The sequence below is a fragment of the Botrimarina hoheduenensis genome (assembly GCF_007859815.1).
Taxonomy (GTDB): Bacteria; Planctomycetota; Planctomycetia; order Pirellulales; family Lacipirellulaceae; genus Botrimarina; species Botrimarina hoheduenensis.
Genome location: NZ_SJPH01000007.1, coordinates 79,053 through 95,098 on the forward strand (window position 1 = coordinate 79,053; position 16,046 = coordinate 95,098).

The 16,046-nt window shown below is 65.1% G+C and carries 13 protein-coding genes; 2 read left to right on the top strand and 11 right to left on the bottom strand.

The genetic code is table 11. The features are described 5' to 3' along the window. Positions 1-217: 217 nt before the first annotated feature. From Pla111_RS13785 to rpmF, 8 genes are all read right to left on the bottom strand, one after another. Positions 218-1,555 carry a beta-ketoacyl-[acyl-carrier-protein] synthase family protein gene (locus Pla111_RS13785; RefSeq protein WP_146575030.1) on the bottom strand — a complete coding sequence of 446 codons (1,338 nt, stop codon included), beginning with the start codon at positions 1,553-1,555 and terminating at the stop codon, positions 218-220. Positions 1,556-1,721: 166 nt separating this feature from the next. Further along, a complete protein-coding gene (locus Pla111_RS13790; RefSeq protein WP_146575031.1) occupies positions 1,722-3,104 on the bottom strand; it encodes a hypothetical protein in 1,383 nt (460 codons plus the stop codon). 238 nt (positions 3,105-3,342) lie between these two features. Then, the gene (locus Pla111_RS13795) at positions 3,343-4,554 is read right to left on the bottom strand and encodes a hypothetical protein (RefSeq protein ID WP_146575032.1); all 1,212 of its coding nucleotides are present in this window, start codon (positions 4,552-4,554) and stop codon (positions 3,343-3,345) included. Between the two features lie 199 nt (positions 4,555-4,753). After that, on the bottom strand, positions 4,754-5,995 hold the full coding sequence (fabF, locus tag Pla111_RS13800; protein ID WP_146575033.1) for a beta-ketoacyl-ACP synthase II: 1,242 nt from the start codon (positions 5,993-5,995) through the stop codon (positions 4,754-4,756). Between the two features lie 190 nt (positions 5,996-6,185). After that, entirely contained in the window at positions 6,186-6,425 is a 240-nt protein-coding gene (acpP, locus tag Pla111_RS13805; protein ID WP_146575034.1) for an acyl carrier protein, read from the bottom strand. Positions 6,426-6,762: 337 nt separating this feature from the next. Continuing rightward, positions 6,763-7,533, bottom strand: coding sequence for a 3-oxoacyl-[acyl-carrier-protein] reductase (gene fabG, locus Pla111_RS13810; RefSeq protein ID WP_146575035.1), 771 nt, complete (start codon positions 7,531-7,533; stop codon positions 6,763-6,765). Between the two features lie 124 nt (positions 7,534-7,657). Next, a complete protein-coding gene (gene fabD, locus Pla111_RS13815) occupies positions 7,658-8,572 on the bottom strand; it encodes an ACP S-malonyltransferase (protein WP_146575036.1) in 915 nt (304 codons plus the stop codon). Positions 8,573-9,026: 454 nt separating this feature from the next. After that, complete coding sequence (gene rpmF / locus Pla111_RS13820) at positions 9,027-9,203, bottom strand: 50S ribosomal protein L32 (protein WP_146575037.1); 177 nt, start codon at positions 9,201-9,203, stop codon at positions 9,027-9,029. A 278-nt stretch (positions 9,204-9,481) separates the two neighbouring features. Here rpmF and Pla111_RS13825 point away from each other — a divergent pair, with 278 nt between their 5' ends. Next, positions 9,482-9,805 carry a DUF6793 family protein gene (locus Pla111_RS13825; protein WP_146575038.1) on the top strand — a complete coding sequence of 108 codons (324 nt, stop codon included), beginning with the start codon at positions 9,482-9,484 and terminating at the stop codon, positions 9,803-9,805. A gap of 118 nt (positions 9,806-9,923) precedes the next feature. On the opposite strand, the gene Pla111_RS13830 is transcribed toward Pla111_RS13825, so the two are convergent. The 3 genes from Pla111_RS13830 to Pla111_RS13840 all read right to left on the bottom strand — a co-directional run bounded on the left by Pla111_RS13830 (position 9,924) and on the right by Pla111_RS13840 (position 14,527). Then, entirely contained in the window at positions 9,924-10,943 is a 1,020-nt protein-coding gene (locus Pla111_RS13830; protein WP_197525038.1) for a hypothetical protein, read from the bottom strand. A 348-nt stretch (positions 10,944-11,291) separates the two neighbouring features. After that, a complete protein-coding gene (locus tag Pla111_RS13835) occupies positions 11,292-11,903 on the bottom strand; it encodes a superoxide dismutase (RefSeq protein ID WP_146575040.1) in 612 nt (203 codons plus the stop codon). 380 nt (positions 11,904-12,283) lie between these two features. Then, positions 12,284-14,527, bottom strand: coding sequence for a diguanylate cyclase domain-containing protein (locus Pla111_RS13840; RefSeq protein WP_146575041.1), 2,244 nt, complete (start codon positions 14,525-14,527; stop codon positions 12,284-12,286). A gap of 365 nt (positions 14,528-14,892) precedes the next feature. Between Pla111_RS13840 and Pla111_RS13845 the strand changes: the two genes are divergently transcribed. Further along, complete coding sequence (locus Pla111_RS13845; RefSeq protein ID WP_146575042.1) at positions 14,893-16,020, top strand: hypothetical protein; 1,128 nt, start codon at positions 14,893-14,895, stop codon at positions 16,018-16,020. Positions 16,021-16,046 lie beyond the last annotated feature (26 nt).

A 16,046-nucleotide genomic window follows, 5' to 3' on the forward strand; every position in this document is an offset into this window, starting at 1 on the left:
CGGGCACCTGCGGTTAATGGGGGCGGAGGGACGGGACAGCGAGCACCAGCCGACAGTCGCCGATCAGTTGTGGCCGATCGTGAGTGGCTGATCCTGGAGCCGCTACGATTCTTTCGCTCTAGCGCTCTGCCCTAAGACGGTTCGCTCAAAGCTTGCCGTTCTTGGCAAGAAACGGGGCGTGAGCTGAGCAGCGGGTGGCGCTGCGGAATCGGGCAGGCTAGCCGGCCCGCCGGACACAGACCGCGGCGGCTTGTCCCTGGGGCGTTGTGCTGAGGGCGACGAACGTGTCGCCCGCCGAAACGCCTGACTGGTTGGCCACCAGAATGGGGCACTCGGGGTCGGGGGTTTTGCAGTTAAGCGTCATCGGCAACTGGCCGTGCTCCAAGGCCAGCAGCGAGCCGACGAACTCGACCATCCCGCTACCGGCCCCCAGATTGCCGAAGTAGCTCTTGAGCGCGGTGACCGGTGTCGAATCGGCGGCGTCGCCCAGCGTGGCGCGGATTGCCCGGGCTTCGTCTCGATCGTCGTCCGGTGTTGCAAGGCCGTGGGCGTTGACGTGCCCCAGGTCTTGGGGGGCGAGCTTGGCGTCGGCCAGGGCAAGCCGCATGGCATTGGCCAGGGCGAGGTCGTTTTTCCCCTGGAGCGAATTATCGGACACGACACTCGAACCAAATCCGAGCAGTTCGCCGTAAATTTTCGCACCGCGGGCGGTGGCGGCAGCGAGCGTTTCGAGCACGATCATGCCAGCTCCTTCGCCGCAGACCATTCCGTTACGATCGGTTGCAAAGGGTCGGCACGCGGTGGCGGGGTCGTCCGCGTTGTCGGCGGAAAGCGTGGCCAGCGGCTCGGTCTGCAGGGCATGGATCGCCTGCATCGGAAGGATCCGCGTGCCCGTGGCACCGGCCAGCATCCGGTCGGCGCTGCCGCGTGCCAGAATGCGTGCCGCCTCGCCGATCGCCATCGGCCCCGACGCCTCGCGCATGGTCAGCGAGTTGTTGGGGCCGCGCAGGTCGTTGTAGATGGCGATGTGGCTGGCCGGCATGTTGGGCAGATACTTGAGCATCCACAGGGGCTGCATATCGCCCAGGCCCGGGCCCCCCCAGCGCGAAAAATCGAACCGAGTCGGGCCCCCTTCCTCCGCCACGCCACACTTGCGAATGGCGTCGGCATAGTCCGCGGGCATGGTGAGCATGTAGTCGCTCCCCATGACAACGCCGACCCGTTCAGGGTCAAAGCTCTCAGCACCGGCGGCGTTGGCCAGGGCGAGCTGGGCCGCGGCGACGGCCATCTGCGTCTCGCGGCACATGAGCTTGAGGCCCTTGCGGATCGCCTTTTTCTGCCCGCCCTCAAGGTCGCCGAAGTCGTCGATCCCGCCGGTGAACTGATCCGCTACGCCCGCGATCACGGGCTCGCCAAAGCCCTCGCGGCGCACCACGCCGCTCCGCCCCGTGGACAGCCCGTCCCACAGTTCGGAAACATTGCTGCCCAGCGGGCTGATGAACCCAACACCGGTGATAACAACGCGGCGCGGGGCCGCGGAAGATACGCTCGTCATAGTCTCGCTAGTCTACCGACCCGGCGGTGCTAAGCAGAGGGGGAACTCCCCCCGTCTGACGGCCGTCTCCGCAGGACGCGGCTGAGGCCCCGAATCGAGGGAGCAGGGGGGTGGGGGTGCCGTCCGCGGCGTCAGGAAACCGCCCGGCACCGGCGCGGACCGAATCTCAGTACCGCCCGTTGAACGTGGCGGGGATCCGGCTGGCGGTGGAGGCGGCTGAACCCGCGGGGGCTGCGGGTGCCGCGGAGTCGCGGACCTCGATCACCAGCAGGGCGTCGGCACGCGAAGGAGACTTGAACATCGGCAGCATCTCTTCCAGGGCGTTGCCGGCTTCGGGGGCGGGGGGGGCCACCATGCCCATGCTGAGCAGCAGCACCTGGTTCGACGGCCAGCGGAACCGCTCGTGCAGGTTCGCCATGGTCATCTGCGGCACCTCGATCTGCACGCGCTGGCCCGAGTTGTTGACTCCTGCGGCGGTGACGGGGGCCGGCAGGTCGAGCGTGACGGGGCACATCTTTTCGATCTGCTGCAGACGCAGCTTGATGATCGCCTCGGCGTTGTCGCCGTTGAGCGACAGCAGCGGATTGAATTCGAGCACCGCGCCTTCTTCCAGCTGACCTGTTTCAGGCTGGTAGCCCGGCCAAGCGGAGCGGGTGGGGACGATCCCCTTCACATAGCTGCGCGGCCGCATCGTGTTGAATGTGGTCGATCGTCCGTTGGGAACCACCTGGTTGGCGGCGTTGTACTCGCGGACGTCGCCCCGTTTGCCCAGTTCTGCCAGCAGAAGAGCGTAGTTTTCTTTGGGCATGATCCACCCTTGCAGCCCGGCCGATTGCACCGGCACGGGCGACATCAGTCCGAGGGTCTTCACACGCCAGTCGGGATTACGAACCGTGGCGATCCGCATCGAGAAAGCGCGATCGCTGGTCCTGCTGTTGACGAACCGATCGACAATGTCCGCGACGATCCCCTGCATGGCGGGGGTGTGATATACGGTGAGCTTTTCGCGATCGGCGTTGAGAATGCCGAAGGTCTCGCTGTGCCAGGCTTCGTAGCCGGTCTCGCGTAGGATCCAGTCAACGATTGCCTGCTGAGGCCGAGGTTGGTCGCCCACGCGGAGCGTGTAGGGGCGGATATCGTACTCGCGCCACACTTGGCCGGCGTCGTTGGGCAGCTTGCCGGACCCCTTGGAAACCTTCGCCTGCGACTCGCCAGCGCTGTATCCCCCGAGAGGCGCTCGCGACCCCGCAACGGGCGTGAGCTGGGAAGGCGCTTCCTGGGCGGGGGTGCCGGTCAGTGATCCGAATCCTGGCCGCGAAGCCGCTGCCGTTTCGGGCGATTGGCTGTAGCGGCTTGCACCGGCGGCCGGCGCGGCGGGCTGGCCGTAGCGATTCGCCGCCGGGGCCGTGTTGGCCCAATCCGCTGACTGCGCGCTAGCGCTGCTTACGAGCGCGGCGCCGAACGCGACTCGCAACAAGCAACAGACCGCAGTTACGCTCAGGCGGCCGAACGGGTGACGACCAGTCGGCAGACATTTGGGGCGATCCATGCCTAGCAGCACTCCGTGGGGACGACGAACGCCGCACACAGCGCGCGGGCGTCGAGGGCGTGGGGCGAGAAGCGACGCGGACCGTACTGGTCCGGGACGGCATGCGGCAAGAGCGATGCCCCAAGAACCATGCCCCAAGAACCACCGCCCCGGCTGCTAGCGGTTTTCCCTCAGCCGAGCCAAACCGATGCCCGCCGCAAAAGTCGGGTGAGCACGCTCCACCGATGCGGGCCCCGTGTTAACGCCGCGGGCGGCCCACAACGGCCAGCAGCGCCAGCAGCAGCGTCAGCGGCTCGGGGACCGCGAGCGAAACGCCCGCCGTCGCACCGTAGTTGGCAACCCACTCGGCGTAAGAGCCGATCGGGCTGGCTCCGCCCAGGTTGTCGCGCCAAACGGTGTAGTCCGCTACATCTACAACAAGGTCGTTGTTGTAGTCACCCGCGAGCACGGTGCCGGGCAGCGTGATCTCCCAGCCGATGTCGATCATTCCCGCGGCGTCGAGCAGGGTGAGCTGCTTGCGTGTGCCTGTGGTGATGCTGGGGTCCATGAGCGATTCTTGCAGGGTTAGCGAGCCGAAGACCGTGCTGTCGGTCCCTTCCAGCCAGTGGCCCCGATCGGGGCTTAGCGGCACGGCCGAGCCGTAGGCGGCGACCGCCGCGCTGCCCACAAAAGCCGTTTGGGCGGCGTTGAAGTTCATCTGCCACTCGGTGGGATCGGACGGTTTGTAGCCGCCGATCCCCAGCGCGTGCACCAACTCGTGCAGCGCTACGCTGTACAGATCTGATTGCGAACCGCTGGGCGACACCAGATGGTTACGGTTCCAATTAACGTCACTGTCGAACGTGAGGGCCCCGCCCCAGCCGCCAAAGTCGCCGTCCGCTTGCGAGCGGTTTGTGAGCAACCCCACAAACGCATTGCTGATGTCATTGACCGCGTTGATGTTGGCGGGGGAGGAGTAGTAAGTGCCCGTCGAATTCGTGCCCCAACCTCCCGGTCCGCCGTTGCCGAGGGTCGAGCCGGGGAGCGGACGCCCCCCCACATAGATCACGTAGTCATCCGCGGCGACCGTCCCGCCGGGCAGCGTCAGTAGCGCGCCGGTTCCCGGATGAAAAAAGTTGCGAGTCCAGTCGAAGGTGAGGGTCAGCGTGGGCTGGCCGGGAGCCGTGCTAACGAACGGATCGGGCGCCGTGACCTCGGGAAACGAATCCTCGAGCAGGTTCGAGAGGAACGACGCCGCAGCGGAAACCGTCGCCCGAGCCTGCTGTCCCGCCGTCGTGCCCGGGTTAAAGAACCCGTTCGTGTCGTAGGTGTAATCGAGGACCAGATTGATCGCCTTGGCAGGCGGGGCGTAAGCCAGCGCCGCCGCCGTTGCGACCAGTGACAGGGCAAGCTTGCCGACAAAGGTTGGGTGCGTGGCTGTCGCGAGGCAGGGCAGGGGGAGCGTAGGCATCGCGGGCCTTCTCGGTTCCGGGCGCGGGAGGGCTAATGCCCTTAGGCTAGAGCGAGCCCCGCCGAGGAGCAAGCTTTCGTGTCCGCCGCGGGGCTTTTCTGCCGCCGCGGGGTGAATCGGAGGCCGTTCAAAACGGTCTTAACGGAGCTCCGCAGCGGTTTCTCGCCGGTTTGGCAGCGGGCTTACGCTGCCCCGCTGATTACCCGGCGAACCGCCCCGCGATGATCGTCGCGTTGTGCCCGCCGAAACCAAAGCTGTTGCTCATGATCAGGTTGATCTCACGCTCGCGCGGGACGTTGGGCGTGTAGTCGAGGTCGCAAGCAGGATCGGGGGTCGTGTAGTTGATCGTTGGCGGGCACGTGTTGTTCTCGATCGCTTTGAGCGAGAGCACAAGCTCGACACCGCCGCTGGCACCCAGCAAGTGGCCCAGTTGGCTCTTGGTGCTCGAGATGCTGAGCTTGTGGGCATGTTCGCCATAGACCGACTTGATCGCCGTTGTCTCGGCCTTGTCACCCAGCGGGGTGCTCGTGCCGTGCGCGTTGATGTAGTCGATCTGTTCGGCATTGAGCTTGGCGTCGGTCAGAGCGGCTTGCATGGCGCGGGCGGCACCGGTCCCCATGGCATCGGGTTGGGTAATGTGGCCGCCGTCTCCGCTGGCTCCACAGCCGAGGACCTCGCCATAGATATGAGCACCGCGCGCTCGGGCGTGCTCAAGCTCTTCAAAGACAAGCAGGCCCGCACCTTCGGAGAGCACGAACCCATCGCGATCGGCGTCAAACGGACGGCTTGCGCCCTGCGGATCGTCGTGGCGTTCAGAAAGAGCTCGCATGTTGGCGAAGCCCGCGAGGCCCATCGCTGTGCATGCCGCCTCGGCACCGCCGGTGACCATGATGTCGGCGTCGTCGTACTGGATCGCCTTAAAGGCATCGCCCATGGCGTTGGTGGCGCTTGCGCACGCGGTCGCGACCGCGTAGTTAGGGCCGCGCAGCCCGTACTTGATCGAGATGTGACCGCTCGCGGCGTTCAGCATCAGCTTGGGGATCGTGAACGCCGAGACCTTGTCAGGGCCCTTGGTCAACAGCCGCTCGTTTTGCGTTTCGATCTCGTTGAGACCGCCGATGCCCGACCCCACCACCACGCCGCAGCGGAACGGGTCCTCTTTGCTGAAATCCAGCCCCGAGTCGGTCACCGCGTCGATCGCGGCGACCATGGCGAACTGCGTAAACCGATCGATTCGCTTGGCGTCTTTGCGATCGATGTAACCATCGGTCTGCCAGTCGGGAATATCCCCGCCGAACTTGACCTTATGACCAGTCGTGTCGAAGACACTTAGCGTGTGAATGCCGCTCTTGCCCGCGAGGACAGCGGACCAGAGGTCGCTCACTTTGCAAGCGAGCGACGTGACGACACCCATGCCAGTAACGACGACACGACGTTTCATAACACAACGAAGCCTCAAGCCGATCGGCCTGGGCCGCGCCGGGAGACGTCGTGAATCGGCACGCGAGTCACACGAAGCCGTCTATCCGGTGGGGCGGACCAGGGGGGGCGCGCTCAGGCTTGGCCGAGCGCGAGCCCCCTCGGGACGGAACGGGGGATGGGGGGAAGCGGGGAAAACCTGCGGGCTGAGATCAGCCCCCTTGGTTCGCCTCGATGAACTCGACCGCGGCACCGACCGTCTGGATCTTCTCCGCGGCGTCGTCCGGGATCGTCACATCAAACTCTTCTTCGAGCTCCATCACCAGCTCGACAGTGTCGAGCGAGTCAGCCCCCAGATCGGTTACAAACGATGTCTCGGGGGTGATCTTGTCTTTATCGACGCCTAGCTGCTCCGACACGATATCGGTTACGCGTTCCAAAACGCTCGCCACGGTGGTTCTCCTTGCACGCCTGGTAAGTGGGGCCGCGTCCGAGTAGGTCGTCTAAAAAGCTTGGCTGGCACCTTGGCTACGGAACCGATCGGCCAAGGGGGCCGGGGGGTCCAAGTTAGGAGTGCAAGTTAGGAGTGCAAGCTAGCGTCGACGGCGTTCTTCGGTCGGGTTCGTCCCCGGAAGGGAAAGAAAGTTAACGGTCTGTTCGCTCCGGGGTCTCGCGGGGGCAAGCCCTCGCCCTAGCGAAGCGTCACAAAATAGAGGGTCTCAGCAAATCGGGTCAAGACGTCAGCCAGATCGCGGTTCCCCCCCGCAGGAGGGGGGCAGCCACTGGCGGTTAGCCGGTCATGCCACCGTCGATCGTCAGCACCTGGCCCGTGATGTAGGAACCTGAGTCGCTGGACAGGTACAGCACGGCGTCGGCAATCTCCTCCGCCTGGCCCAATCGCTGCAGGGGCACGCGTTGCTTGACGGCCTCTAGCAGGGGCTCGCCCAGGGCGTCGGTCATGTCCGAGGCGATAAATCCGGGGCAGATCGCGTTAACCGTAATCGCCCGACGTCGGCTCGCCAGCTCGCGTGCGACAGTCTGCGTGAAACCGATGATGCCCGCCTTGGAGGCGGAGTAGTTGGCTTGCCCCGGGTTGCCCATCAGCCCCGAGACGCTCGACATATTGATGATCCGGCCCCGTTTGGTCCGCATCATGGCCTGACCGGCCGCGCGGGTGAACAAGAATACGGACCGCAGGTTGGCCGCGATCACCTCGTCCCAGTCTTCGTCACTCATCCGCGGCAGCAGGGTATCGCGGGTGATGCCGGCGTTGTTAACGAGGATGTCGAGCTTGCCCCAAGCCTCAACGACACCATCGACAATCCGCGTGGAGGTGTCGCTGTCGGTTACGTCGCCCTCGTAGACGGCGGCCTCGCCACCGGCGGCGCGGATCTCGTCAGCGACTTCGTTCAGGCGCTCCACGCTGCGCGCAACCAGGGCAACTTTCGCTCCAGCGGACGCAAGCCCGAGCGCAACGGCTTTGCCGATGCCGCGCGAGGCACCCGTGACGATTGCGGTTTGGTCGGAAAGATCAACCTGGATCCTGCTGCCATCTGCCATGGTGGATATGCCTTGGGGGTCTCGTTGTTCGTTTTTATGTTCGGCCGAGGGCCGGTGGGGACGCGGTTAGCGAGCCGCTGCCGGCGTTGCAGGCGACGACAATCAGGCGGCCCGAGCGACGGGGCTAAGCTTCGATCCCTTCGCAGGCGGTCTTGCGATCGATCCGTTTCATCAGGCCCCGCAGCACCCGCCCCGGGCCGATCTCGTAGACGGTTGCGGGCGTGTAGTCGGCAAGCACGCGCCGAATTGAGTCTTCCCAGCGGACCGGGCTGACGACTTGGCGGACCAGCAGATCGCGGATCTCTTCGGGATCGCTGTGGGCTTGGGCGTCGACGTTCGACAGGACCGGGATTCGCGGCGGTTGCATCGGCACGCCAGCCAGCACGGCCCTTAGGCGTTCAACCGCGGGCTGCATGATTGGCGTATGGAACGCTCCCGCGACGGCCAGCGGGATGACCCGCATGGCCCCGGCCGCTTCCGCCAGCGGAACGAGCCGCTCACAGGCCGCGGTGCCGCCTGAAACCACGGTGTTGCCGGGGCACAGCAGATTCGCGATCTGTAACACGTCGGCCCCGCGCGCCTCGTCGCACAGCGCTTCGATCTGGGGGATCTCGAGTCCGAGCACGCTCACCATGCCGCTGGGAATGGCTTCGGCGGCATCCTGCATGGCGGCCCCGCGTTCGGCAACAACCCGCAGCCCATCTTCAAACGACATCACCCCCGCGAACGCCAGCGCTGTGTACTCGCCCAGACTCAGTCCGGCTGCGACTTGGCACGACTCGACCAGGGCCGAGTCTTGCTGCTTGAGGCGCTCCAATGCGGCGAAACTGCATACGTAGAGTGCCGGCTGGCTGTTCAGGGTTGCGTCGAGGTGCTCCGCAGGGCCTTCGAGGCACAGTTTGCGGAGATCGAACCCCAGGATCTCTGCGGCCCGATCGAAGAGCTCGGCCGCCGCGGGGCAGTCGCCCAGCGCAGTGGCTCCCATGCCGACGTGCTGAGCGCCTTGGCCGGGAAAGAGGAAGGCGGGGCCGGCGGACATCGGAGGGCCCGATTCAGGGGGAGAGAGAGGCGGGGGGAGGATCGCGTGGCTAGAGACGCAACCGTTTTAGAAGCCGCTTAGGCAATTTTTGCCAGGGTCCTTCTGCTTACCGTTGTCACTGGCGGTCGCGTTGGAGGGTCTTTCCGTCGGTGAATCAAATTATCGAATGACCGTCGTTGCTCGGAAGCTGTTCAACCATCGCGGGCTGGGCGGAGCGAATCAGCGGCTCCGACGGCAGGGCTCATCCTGGTGAGCCAGCGGTCTTGCCAATTCCTCTTGCCCTGCAGCAGGAGCTGCTGCCGGGTGCTGGGTTCGGGAGTCGAAGGCTTCCGAAAAACACGGCCTGCCCGAACTGACCCACGCGGGCACGAGATCCCTCGGTCTTGACCCTTCTAAGCAGGGGTCGCAGCGCCTGTTGACTCGATCTCGACGGTTTTGCTCGGTCGCGACGCCTTTATTCGGTCTCGACGATGGTGCGTCCCATGTAGACGCCACAGTTGGGGCAAACCACATGCGAGGGCTTGGCTGTCCCGCAGCGGGGGCAAGATTGTAGGCCCTTGGCCTTCAGCCCATCGTGCGAGCGGCGCTTGCCGGACCGAGAGTTGGAGTGCTTACGCTTGGGGACGGCCATGACAAGGCGAGCGGTTAGGGTCGGCGAGAAAGGGGAGTCGATCGATCGATGCCCCCTACCTCTGTCTGTCGAGGTCCGGGGGAAGCCCCACAGCGTAGAGGGGGAGCCGCCGACCTGTCAACGACTGCCCGGCCGATTCTGCCCCGCTTGCCTTCAATCGGGGTTGGCTCGTTGACGGGCCGAACCGGGGTTTCCTAGGATCGAAGCTGATGGCTCGCGGCGGGTTCCGCCTGAGCGAGCCCCCGGCAGCCACCTACCCCCCGCTGAGGGAATCGCCCATGCCGCTCTTTGAGATCGAAACCGGTAGCCACATTGTTATCTCATGGGCCGAAGACCCGGAGTCGGCCAAGAAAGTCGTGACCGATAATTTCCCCAACGAGGAGGTCTTGCGGCTTACCAAGCGGCCGCGTGATACCTGGGTTATCTCCAAAGCGGCGCTGGGTATCACCGCCACCATGGACCCCTGCACAACCGCCCGCGACTGCCTGTCGCGCGCCGGGGGCGACAAGGTTCATGCCATCCGCTTGTACATGAAGGACAAGGGGGTCGATCTCGAACAGGCTCGCAAGGCCATCGAGTCGAACATGGTCATGGGCTGGTAGCCAGCGCCAAAAGGCAGCGAACCACCGCATGATTACCGCTTCGGTTACGAGGGTCGTTGCCCGCCTTGATCGGGCCGATGACGCCGCCCTGAGCGGAGCGTCTGACGGTCTGCGGGCTTCAGCGATAGCGCGGCGTGGTGGTCGGGTAAGCCGACCCCGTGCCGGTCGCCGGCGTTGTGGCCTCGGTCGTACGCGACGCGACATTGACCGCACCCAGATACGATCCCGTCCCGGCCGGACGGTATTCGCCGGGGGATGAAGCGAGCGTCACGCGGCTGTTGGCGGCGGCGAGGGTCCCTCCCGCCGGGGCGACCGCCGCTGTTGCCACCGGGTAGCCCGTCGGGGCTGCGGTCGGAAGTGCCACGGTCGGTGCCGCAGGCAGGGTCGGCAGTGCTTGCTGGGCACGGGCTGCCAGAGCGGCCGCCGGCTGGGCGATCGCTTGCTCGGCCTTCGCTGGCAGGCCGGCCACTTGGCTCTTCAGGTTGTCGGTTGTCTGCTGCGCCGCGGTCGTTGCCGAGGCGTAACGATCCCCCACGGCTTGGGTTGTCGAATTGATCGTATCGACGGCGCCGAAATCGGGCAGCTCAAAGGTCGGTGCCGCAACGTTCGCATAGCGGTCGCCCGTGGCCGCAGCGCCCTGCTGATCCGTCGTCGCGGTTTGACGGAGATTGGCGGCGACAGCAGCGATCGGATCGTTGGCCGGGTAGGCGTTGGGATCGTACGGGCCGCCGGTTGCTGGCTTGCTTGCCGGAGCCGTCGTCGCCGCGACTTGTGTGGGCGGTGCGCTGGGCATGCCTGGCGTTGCTGGCGACCGGTAAGGGGCTGCCGCGGGACGGTTGAGGCTTGGTGTGGCTTGGGTGGCGGGTGTCGAAGCGACGAACGCTGGTGCTTCGCTGCCAGAGGTCGTGGTGCTCGCGACCGCCGTGGCGGGAGCGGCAAGGCCCTGCACCTGAGGGCTCCCGACGCTGGTCGGCAGCTTGGGATCGGACTCCGCCAGAGCGGTATCTGCTTTGCCCGACCAGGGATTCAGCCGCGCCCAACGCGAACCGCTGGACTGGCATCCGGTCGAGAGAAGGACCACCGCGGCGAGCGCGACAAAACGGTTCACGAGCAGCGTGGAATTCATGGCCAAACGCATCGTGTGACGGTGTCGGAGAGTGGATTCAGGCGAAACGAGCCGCCCCGAGCGTCGTGCCACGCCACAGGCGACGTAACCGAACTGCTCATCTTGCGGCTTCCTCGGCGCAACCTGGTCGTGCGGAACAGCAAAACCTTGCCGCTTGAGCGGCGTTGTGCGACGTGGGAGCCCGTTTACGTGAAACCTTGCCGACAAGTCAACTCAGGTTGACCTCTGCGTGCGCGCAGCGCCAGCAAAAAAGAACGCGGGCCGGCGCCGTCATCGACAGCGTCGGCCCGCGTTAAGAGGGCAGGGCAGGGCATGGCAGCAGCAGGAAGCCCTCCGCCCAGGCGTAGGCTAGTGAGCCGTTTAGCCCTTGGCAGCGTTGTAGATCTCGTTGACCTTTGCCCAGTCAACCACGTTGAAGAACGCGGCAATGTAGTCGGGGCGGCGGTTCTGGTACTTGAGGTAGTAGGCGTGTTCCCAGACGTCGATCCCCAGGATCGGCGTGTGGCCGTGCATGTAGGGATTGTCTTGATTAGGCGTACTCTCGACGTGCAGCTTGCCCTCAGCGTTGAGACACAGCCAGGCCCAGCCGCTGCCAAAGCGATTGGCCGCCGCGTCGGAGAACGCTTTCTTGAAGCTGTCGAATCCGCCAAGTTCCGCGTCGATGGCGGCACCGAGCTCACCGACCGGGGCTCCACCCCCCGAGCCGCTCATGGTGGTCCAGAACAGCGAATGGTTGGCGTGGCCCCCGCCGTTGTTGCGGACCGCCCCACGGATTGCTTCGGGCACCGAATCAATGTTGCGGCACAAGTCTTCGATCGACTGCTCCGCAACGCCCGCGCCCTCTAGCGCCGCATTCAGCTTGGTGACATAGGCGTTGTGATGCTTGCCGTGATGGATTTCCATCGTTTGGGCATCGATGTGCGGCTCAAGCGCGTTGGCCGCGTAGGGCAACTCGGGTAAGGAGTAAGCCATGGCGAAAATAAGTCCGGTGGGGTGAAGTGCGGGAGGAAGGGCGTTCAGCAGGCTGAACACAAAAGCCGCGGTTCGGGCTCCGGTGCCGAGCAGGGTGCCGAACAGGGCTTCGCAATCATCAGCCCTGACTGTAGGGCGGCGCGGCTCAGGGGCCAACCCGGTGGCGCTCCACGCCGACTCGGATCGGGCAGCGCAGCCGAGCCGGTTCTCAGGTGTAAATATCCGCCGGCAAGCACCTCTTCACCGGGCGTGACGTGGTCAGCCGCGAAGGAGGTGGTCGGCCCAGAACGGCCTAACCAGTTGGCACGCTAGCCTACAAGCGGCGCGACGGTGTGCCAGGACTAACTAATCAGGCAACGCACTGGGGGCTACCAAGTGTGTCAGACTTTCGCGGCTTGGGCCGCCTCGGGAGCCGGCTCGGAGTCGTCTTCGCGCGCCATCAGATAAGACTTCAGGCTGCCCAGCATCAAGCGGCCCCGCTCAATCGCCCGGCCCCGCCGACGGTCACGATCGCGCTTCGCGCGGATCGAGACATCGACATTGGTGATTACGTACTTGCCCGCGGCAAAGCCTTGGGTGTTGGTCCGCTCGACGTGGGTCTCGGAGAGCTGCAAGTCGATGAGGAACTCGATCGGACGCTCGCCCTTATGGCTGCCGCCCCGGTCCTCAACGAGCAATCGCAGCTCGTTGAGACCCGCTTTGAGGATCTTGACATCGCGGTCCGCGACAAAGCCCTTCAGTTTTTCAACGGCTAATTCGATGGGCACGTTGCTCACCAGGCGGGTCTCGATGACGCGACCCGAGCCGCCCACAAGACCGCCCGAGAACCACTTGCCGAACCAGCTTGTCTTGGACGTGGTGGCTTCCGACATACCATCTCCTAGCTGTACAACTTGGTTGCGGCCTTGGTCCTTGGCCTGAAGTAGTCCGCGATCAGCGCGGCGGAGGAGCGTTTCGGGCGTGTCACCCGTTTGGAGTTCGGTCACACCGAAGCTGGCGGTGATGTTCTTGCCGCCCAGATAACTGTGGGGCGTTTCCGAGAGCTTCTTGCGGATGGTTTCGGCACGCTTGGCCGCTGTCGCGTTGTTGCAGTCGGCACACAGGATGGCGAACTCCTCGCCGCCGTAGCGCGCCACCAGGTCGCCCGACCGACACATCGTCTTGAGAATCTTGGCGAAGGTCATGATCGCTTCGTCGCCGGCTTGGTGACCGAACGTGTCGTTGATGCTCTTGAAGCGATCGATGTCCGACATGATCAGGCTGCAGGGCAGGCCGGTCGCCTCGTGGGCGTCAACGAATGCCGAGAGCATGCGGTCGAACTCAGCGCGATTAGCGACCTGCGTCATGGGGTCTTTGGTGACCTCCAGGTGAAGCTCTTGGCAGCGAACTTCGAGCGTCTCCTGACTGGTCACATCATGCATCAGCACCGCCGCTCCGAGGTTCGAGCCGACGCCGTTCTCGACGGGGACCGTGTGGAACTCGACACTCGTTCGCTGGCCGTTGCGGCCCAGCAGGTTGTAGCGGGCGAGCTTCTGAAGCCCGGTCTGAATCGTCTCGGCCAGGGGGCACCCGGCGTCGGTCACCAGCGATCCCTTGTCGTCCGACAGGTCCAGCAAGGACGGCGTAAAGGTCTTGCCGATCGCCGCCGAGGCCCCCACGCCGGTTAGCCGTTCGGCACCGGTGTTCCAGTGGGTGATGACCCGCTTGCGATCAACAAAAACCACCGCGTCGCGCAGGTTTTCGATCAGCTTGTTCTGGAAAATGTTGGTTGTCAGGTCCGCGGGCTGTTCGGCATCCAACCCAGGGGTAACGGGCCATGGCGAAGCCGACTTGCCGACCACGGCCTGTAGCCAACGGTTAGCAATATCTTCGTCCAGCTCGCTCTGGTTTTGGGTATGCACCTCGCAGTAGCTGGCGACCAGTTCAGGATCGAACTGCGTGCCCGATCCTTGGTACAGATCAGCCAGCGCCCGATCGCGCGAGCGGGCGGAGCGGTAGACCTGATCGGTCGTCATCGAGTCGAACGCATCGACGATCGAAATCATGCGTGCGACAAACGGTGTTTGCTCACCGGTGAGCTTGATCGTGCGATGGCTGCCATCGAACCAGGCCCCGGCCGCCTCGACACCGTCTAGCACCTCGGCCGGCGCGCCCGCGGCCGCCAAGATGCGGCGGGTCGAAACGCGGCTGTCATCGATCTCGGCGAGTTCCTCGGGCGTCAGTCGACCCGGCTTCTGGAGGATCGCATCCGCGACACCAATCTTGCCGATGTCGTGCAGCAACGCGGCCGCTTCGAGCTGAGTGCGCAGCTTGTCGGGCATCTTGAGCGTGGCCGCCCAGCGGCTGCACTCCATAGCGACCCGCAGGCTGTGCGCCGCGACGGACGGATTTTTGAGCTGTAGCGTCGCGAAAAGGGCCGAGACCATTCCCAGCCGATTCTCCGCGAGTTGAGCGGCCAACTCGGCCTGCTGTTTGGCACGTTCGGTCGATCCCCGCCCGATCTCCTGGGCGGCTTCGTCGAGACTACGGAGAGCGCTTGCGGCCTTTGCCGGGGCAAACACCTCGTTCGGGCTGCCCTCGGAAATGGCGATCTCCGGGGCGGCGGATTCCGTGGCGGCGAGCATGCGCAGATGAACGGCTAAGGTATTCGAGCTTGGCACGACGCCCCGTAGTGACCGCCTAGGCGGGGGAGCAGCTAAGGGGCTGGGAGTTATCAAACCCTAGGTCATGCGCGGCGCCGCACGCGCTTCGCCTGCGGGGGCGGCGAGAACCACTCCCGCCACAGGCCTCCTAATCCTTACAGTCGGTCCGTTGCTAGCGCTGCTGTCGGTCGGATCGGCTCAGGCCAACCCGCGACGGGTGCCGAACTACATCTGTTAGCCGACTTAGTTCTCGACGCGAGGGTCTGTCCCGCAAGGATGCGGTGCGGAAACGCGGCGTTTCGGCTTCAACCCTGGTTTAATCGTTGTTCGCGAGGGATCGCGTCGCTATGACTTCTGCCCGTGATGGCCGTCGCCGCCGTTTGCTTCAAGACGGCTCCGTTAACCCGGTTACCCCGGTTAGTTCGGCCGAGGATCAATCTCCTTCACGCGCCCGCTACGCCTTTCGCGACGATAGCGTGAGCCTGGCGATTGCCACCGGCGTGGCCCCCCGAGCCTGGAGCCTGCTGGCAGGACTCAGCCTCGGTGCGGCAATCACGCTCGCCGGTTTGGTCGCGATCGATGCGTATGGCTTGGCGGTCTCGGCTGCCGGCATTCCCGGCGGGCGACTGATGATGCTCGACGGAGTGGGATCGATTGCCGGCTGGGTAACGAGTGTTGTGTGGATGGTGATCGCCGCCACCGCCTTGATGCTGTTTGGCTTGCGTCGGCAGCGGATGGACGACGTGAGCGGCGCTTATCGATGGTGGCTGATCGGTGCCTGCGCGGCGCTCATTCTCAGCTTCAACGCGGCTACCCATGCCCATCGGTTTTTGGCGGGGTGGTTCGCTGATACGAGTGGCTTCTCGCCGCTAGCGGCGAACGCCTTTTGGTGGCTGGCGCTGGGCGGGCCGGTGCTGGGCCTGCTGGGGCTGCGTCTGCTTGCCGACTCGCGGGCCAGTCGCGCCGGAGTCGCCGTCGGCGGGGTGGCTTGGGCGATACTCGCCCTGGGCTGGATCACCGAAGCCGGTCTTATCGACCGCGCGCTAGCAGGGGTGCTCCCCGGCGTGCCCTCAGCCATCTTCGGCCCCGCCTGTGTTGTGGCCGGACCGATGCTGGTGCTGCTGGCCTTGCTGCTGGTGAGCCGCCAGATTGTTGCCGAAGCCGAGGGCAAAGCCGCACCTCCCGTCAAACGCGCGAAACCCGCCGAGTCGCCCCGGCTGGCCGTCACCGCGCCCGTCGAGCCAGAGGCCAAGACACCGTCCGAGGAGCCGGCTCCGGGTGAGTCGCAACGCAAGAAGGAGCGTCACGCCAGTCGAACTGCAGTGCAGGCTACCGAGCCCGTCGCCAAACCGACGGTCTGGACCGACGGAGCCGACAATTACGCGGATCAGTACGAAGACGACGAACGGCCGGGCCGCATGAGCAAGGCCGAGCGGAAGCGGCTTCGCAAACTGAAGGCGCGCGACGCCGCTTGATCGGTGCCGCCACCGGCCCTGGTTCC

Coding starts and splice junctions, on each gene's coding strand:
- Pla111_RS13785 (WP_146575030.1), bottom strand. CDS start 1,555: ATGACGAGCGTATCTTCCGCGGCCCCGCGCCGCGTTGTTATCACCGGT.
- Pla111_RS13790 (WP_146575031.1), bottom strand. CDS start 3,104: ATGGATCGCCCCAAATGTCTGCCGACTGGTCGTCACCCGTTCGGCCGC.
- Pla111_RS13795 (WP_146575032.1), bottom strand. CDS start 4,554: ATGCCTACGCTCCCCCTGCCCTGCCTCGCGACAGCCACGCACCCAACC.
- fabF (WP_146575033.1), bottom strand. CDS start 5,995: ATGAAACGTCGTGTCGTCGTTACTGGCATGGGTGTCGTCACGTCGCTC.
- fabG (WP_146575035.1), bottom strand. CDS start 7,533: ATGGCAGATGGCAGCAGGATCCAGGTTGATCTTTCCGACCAAACCGCA.
- fabD (WP_146575036.1), bottom strand. CDS start 8,572: ATGTCCGCCGGCCCCGCCTTCCTCTTTCCCGGCCAAGGCGCTCAGCAC.
- rpmF (WP_146575037.1), bottom strand. CDS start 9,203: ATGGCCGTCCCCAAGCGTAAGCACTCCAACTCTCGGTCCGGCAAGCGC.
- Pla111_RS13825 (WP_146575038.1), top strand. CDS start 9,482: ATGCCGCTCTTTGAGATCGAAACCGGTAGCCACATTGTTATCTCATGG.
- Pla111_RS13830 (WP_197525038.1), bottom strand. CDS start 10,943: ATGCGTTTGGCCATGAATTCCACGCTGCTCGTGAACCGTTTTGTCGCG.
- Pla111_RS13835 (WP_146575040.1), bottom strand. CDS start 11,903: ATGGCTTACTCCTTACCCGAGTTGCCCTACGCGGCCAACGCGCTTGAG.
- Pla111_RS13840 (WP_146575041.1), bottom strand. CDS start 14,527: ATGCTCGCCGCCACGGAATCCGCCGCCCCGGAGATCGCCATTTCCGAG.
- Pla111_RS13845 (WP_146575042.1), top strand. CDS start 14,893: ATGACTTCTGCCCGTGATGGCCGTCGCCGCCGTTTGCTTCAAGACGGC.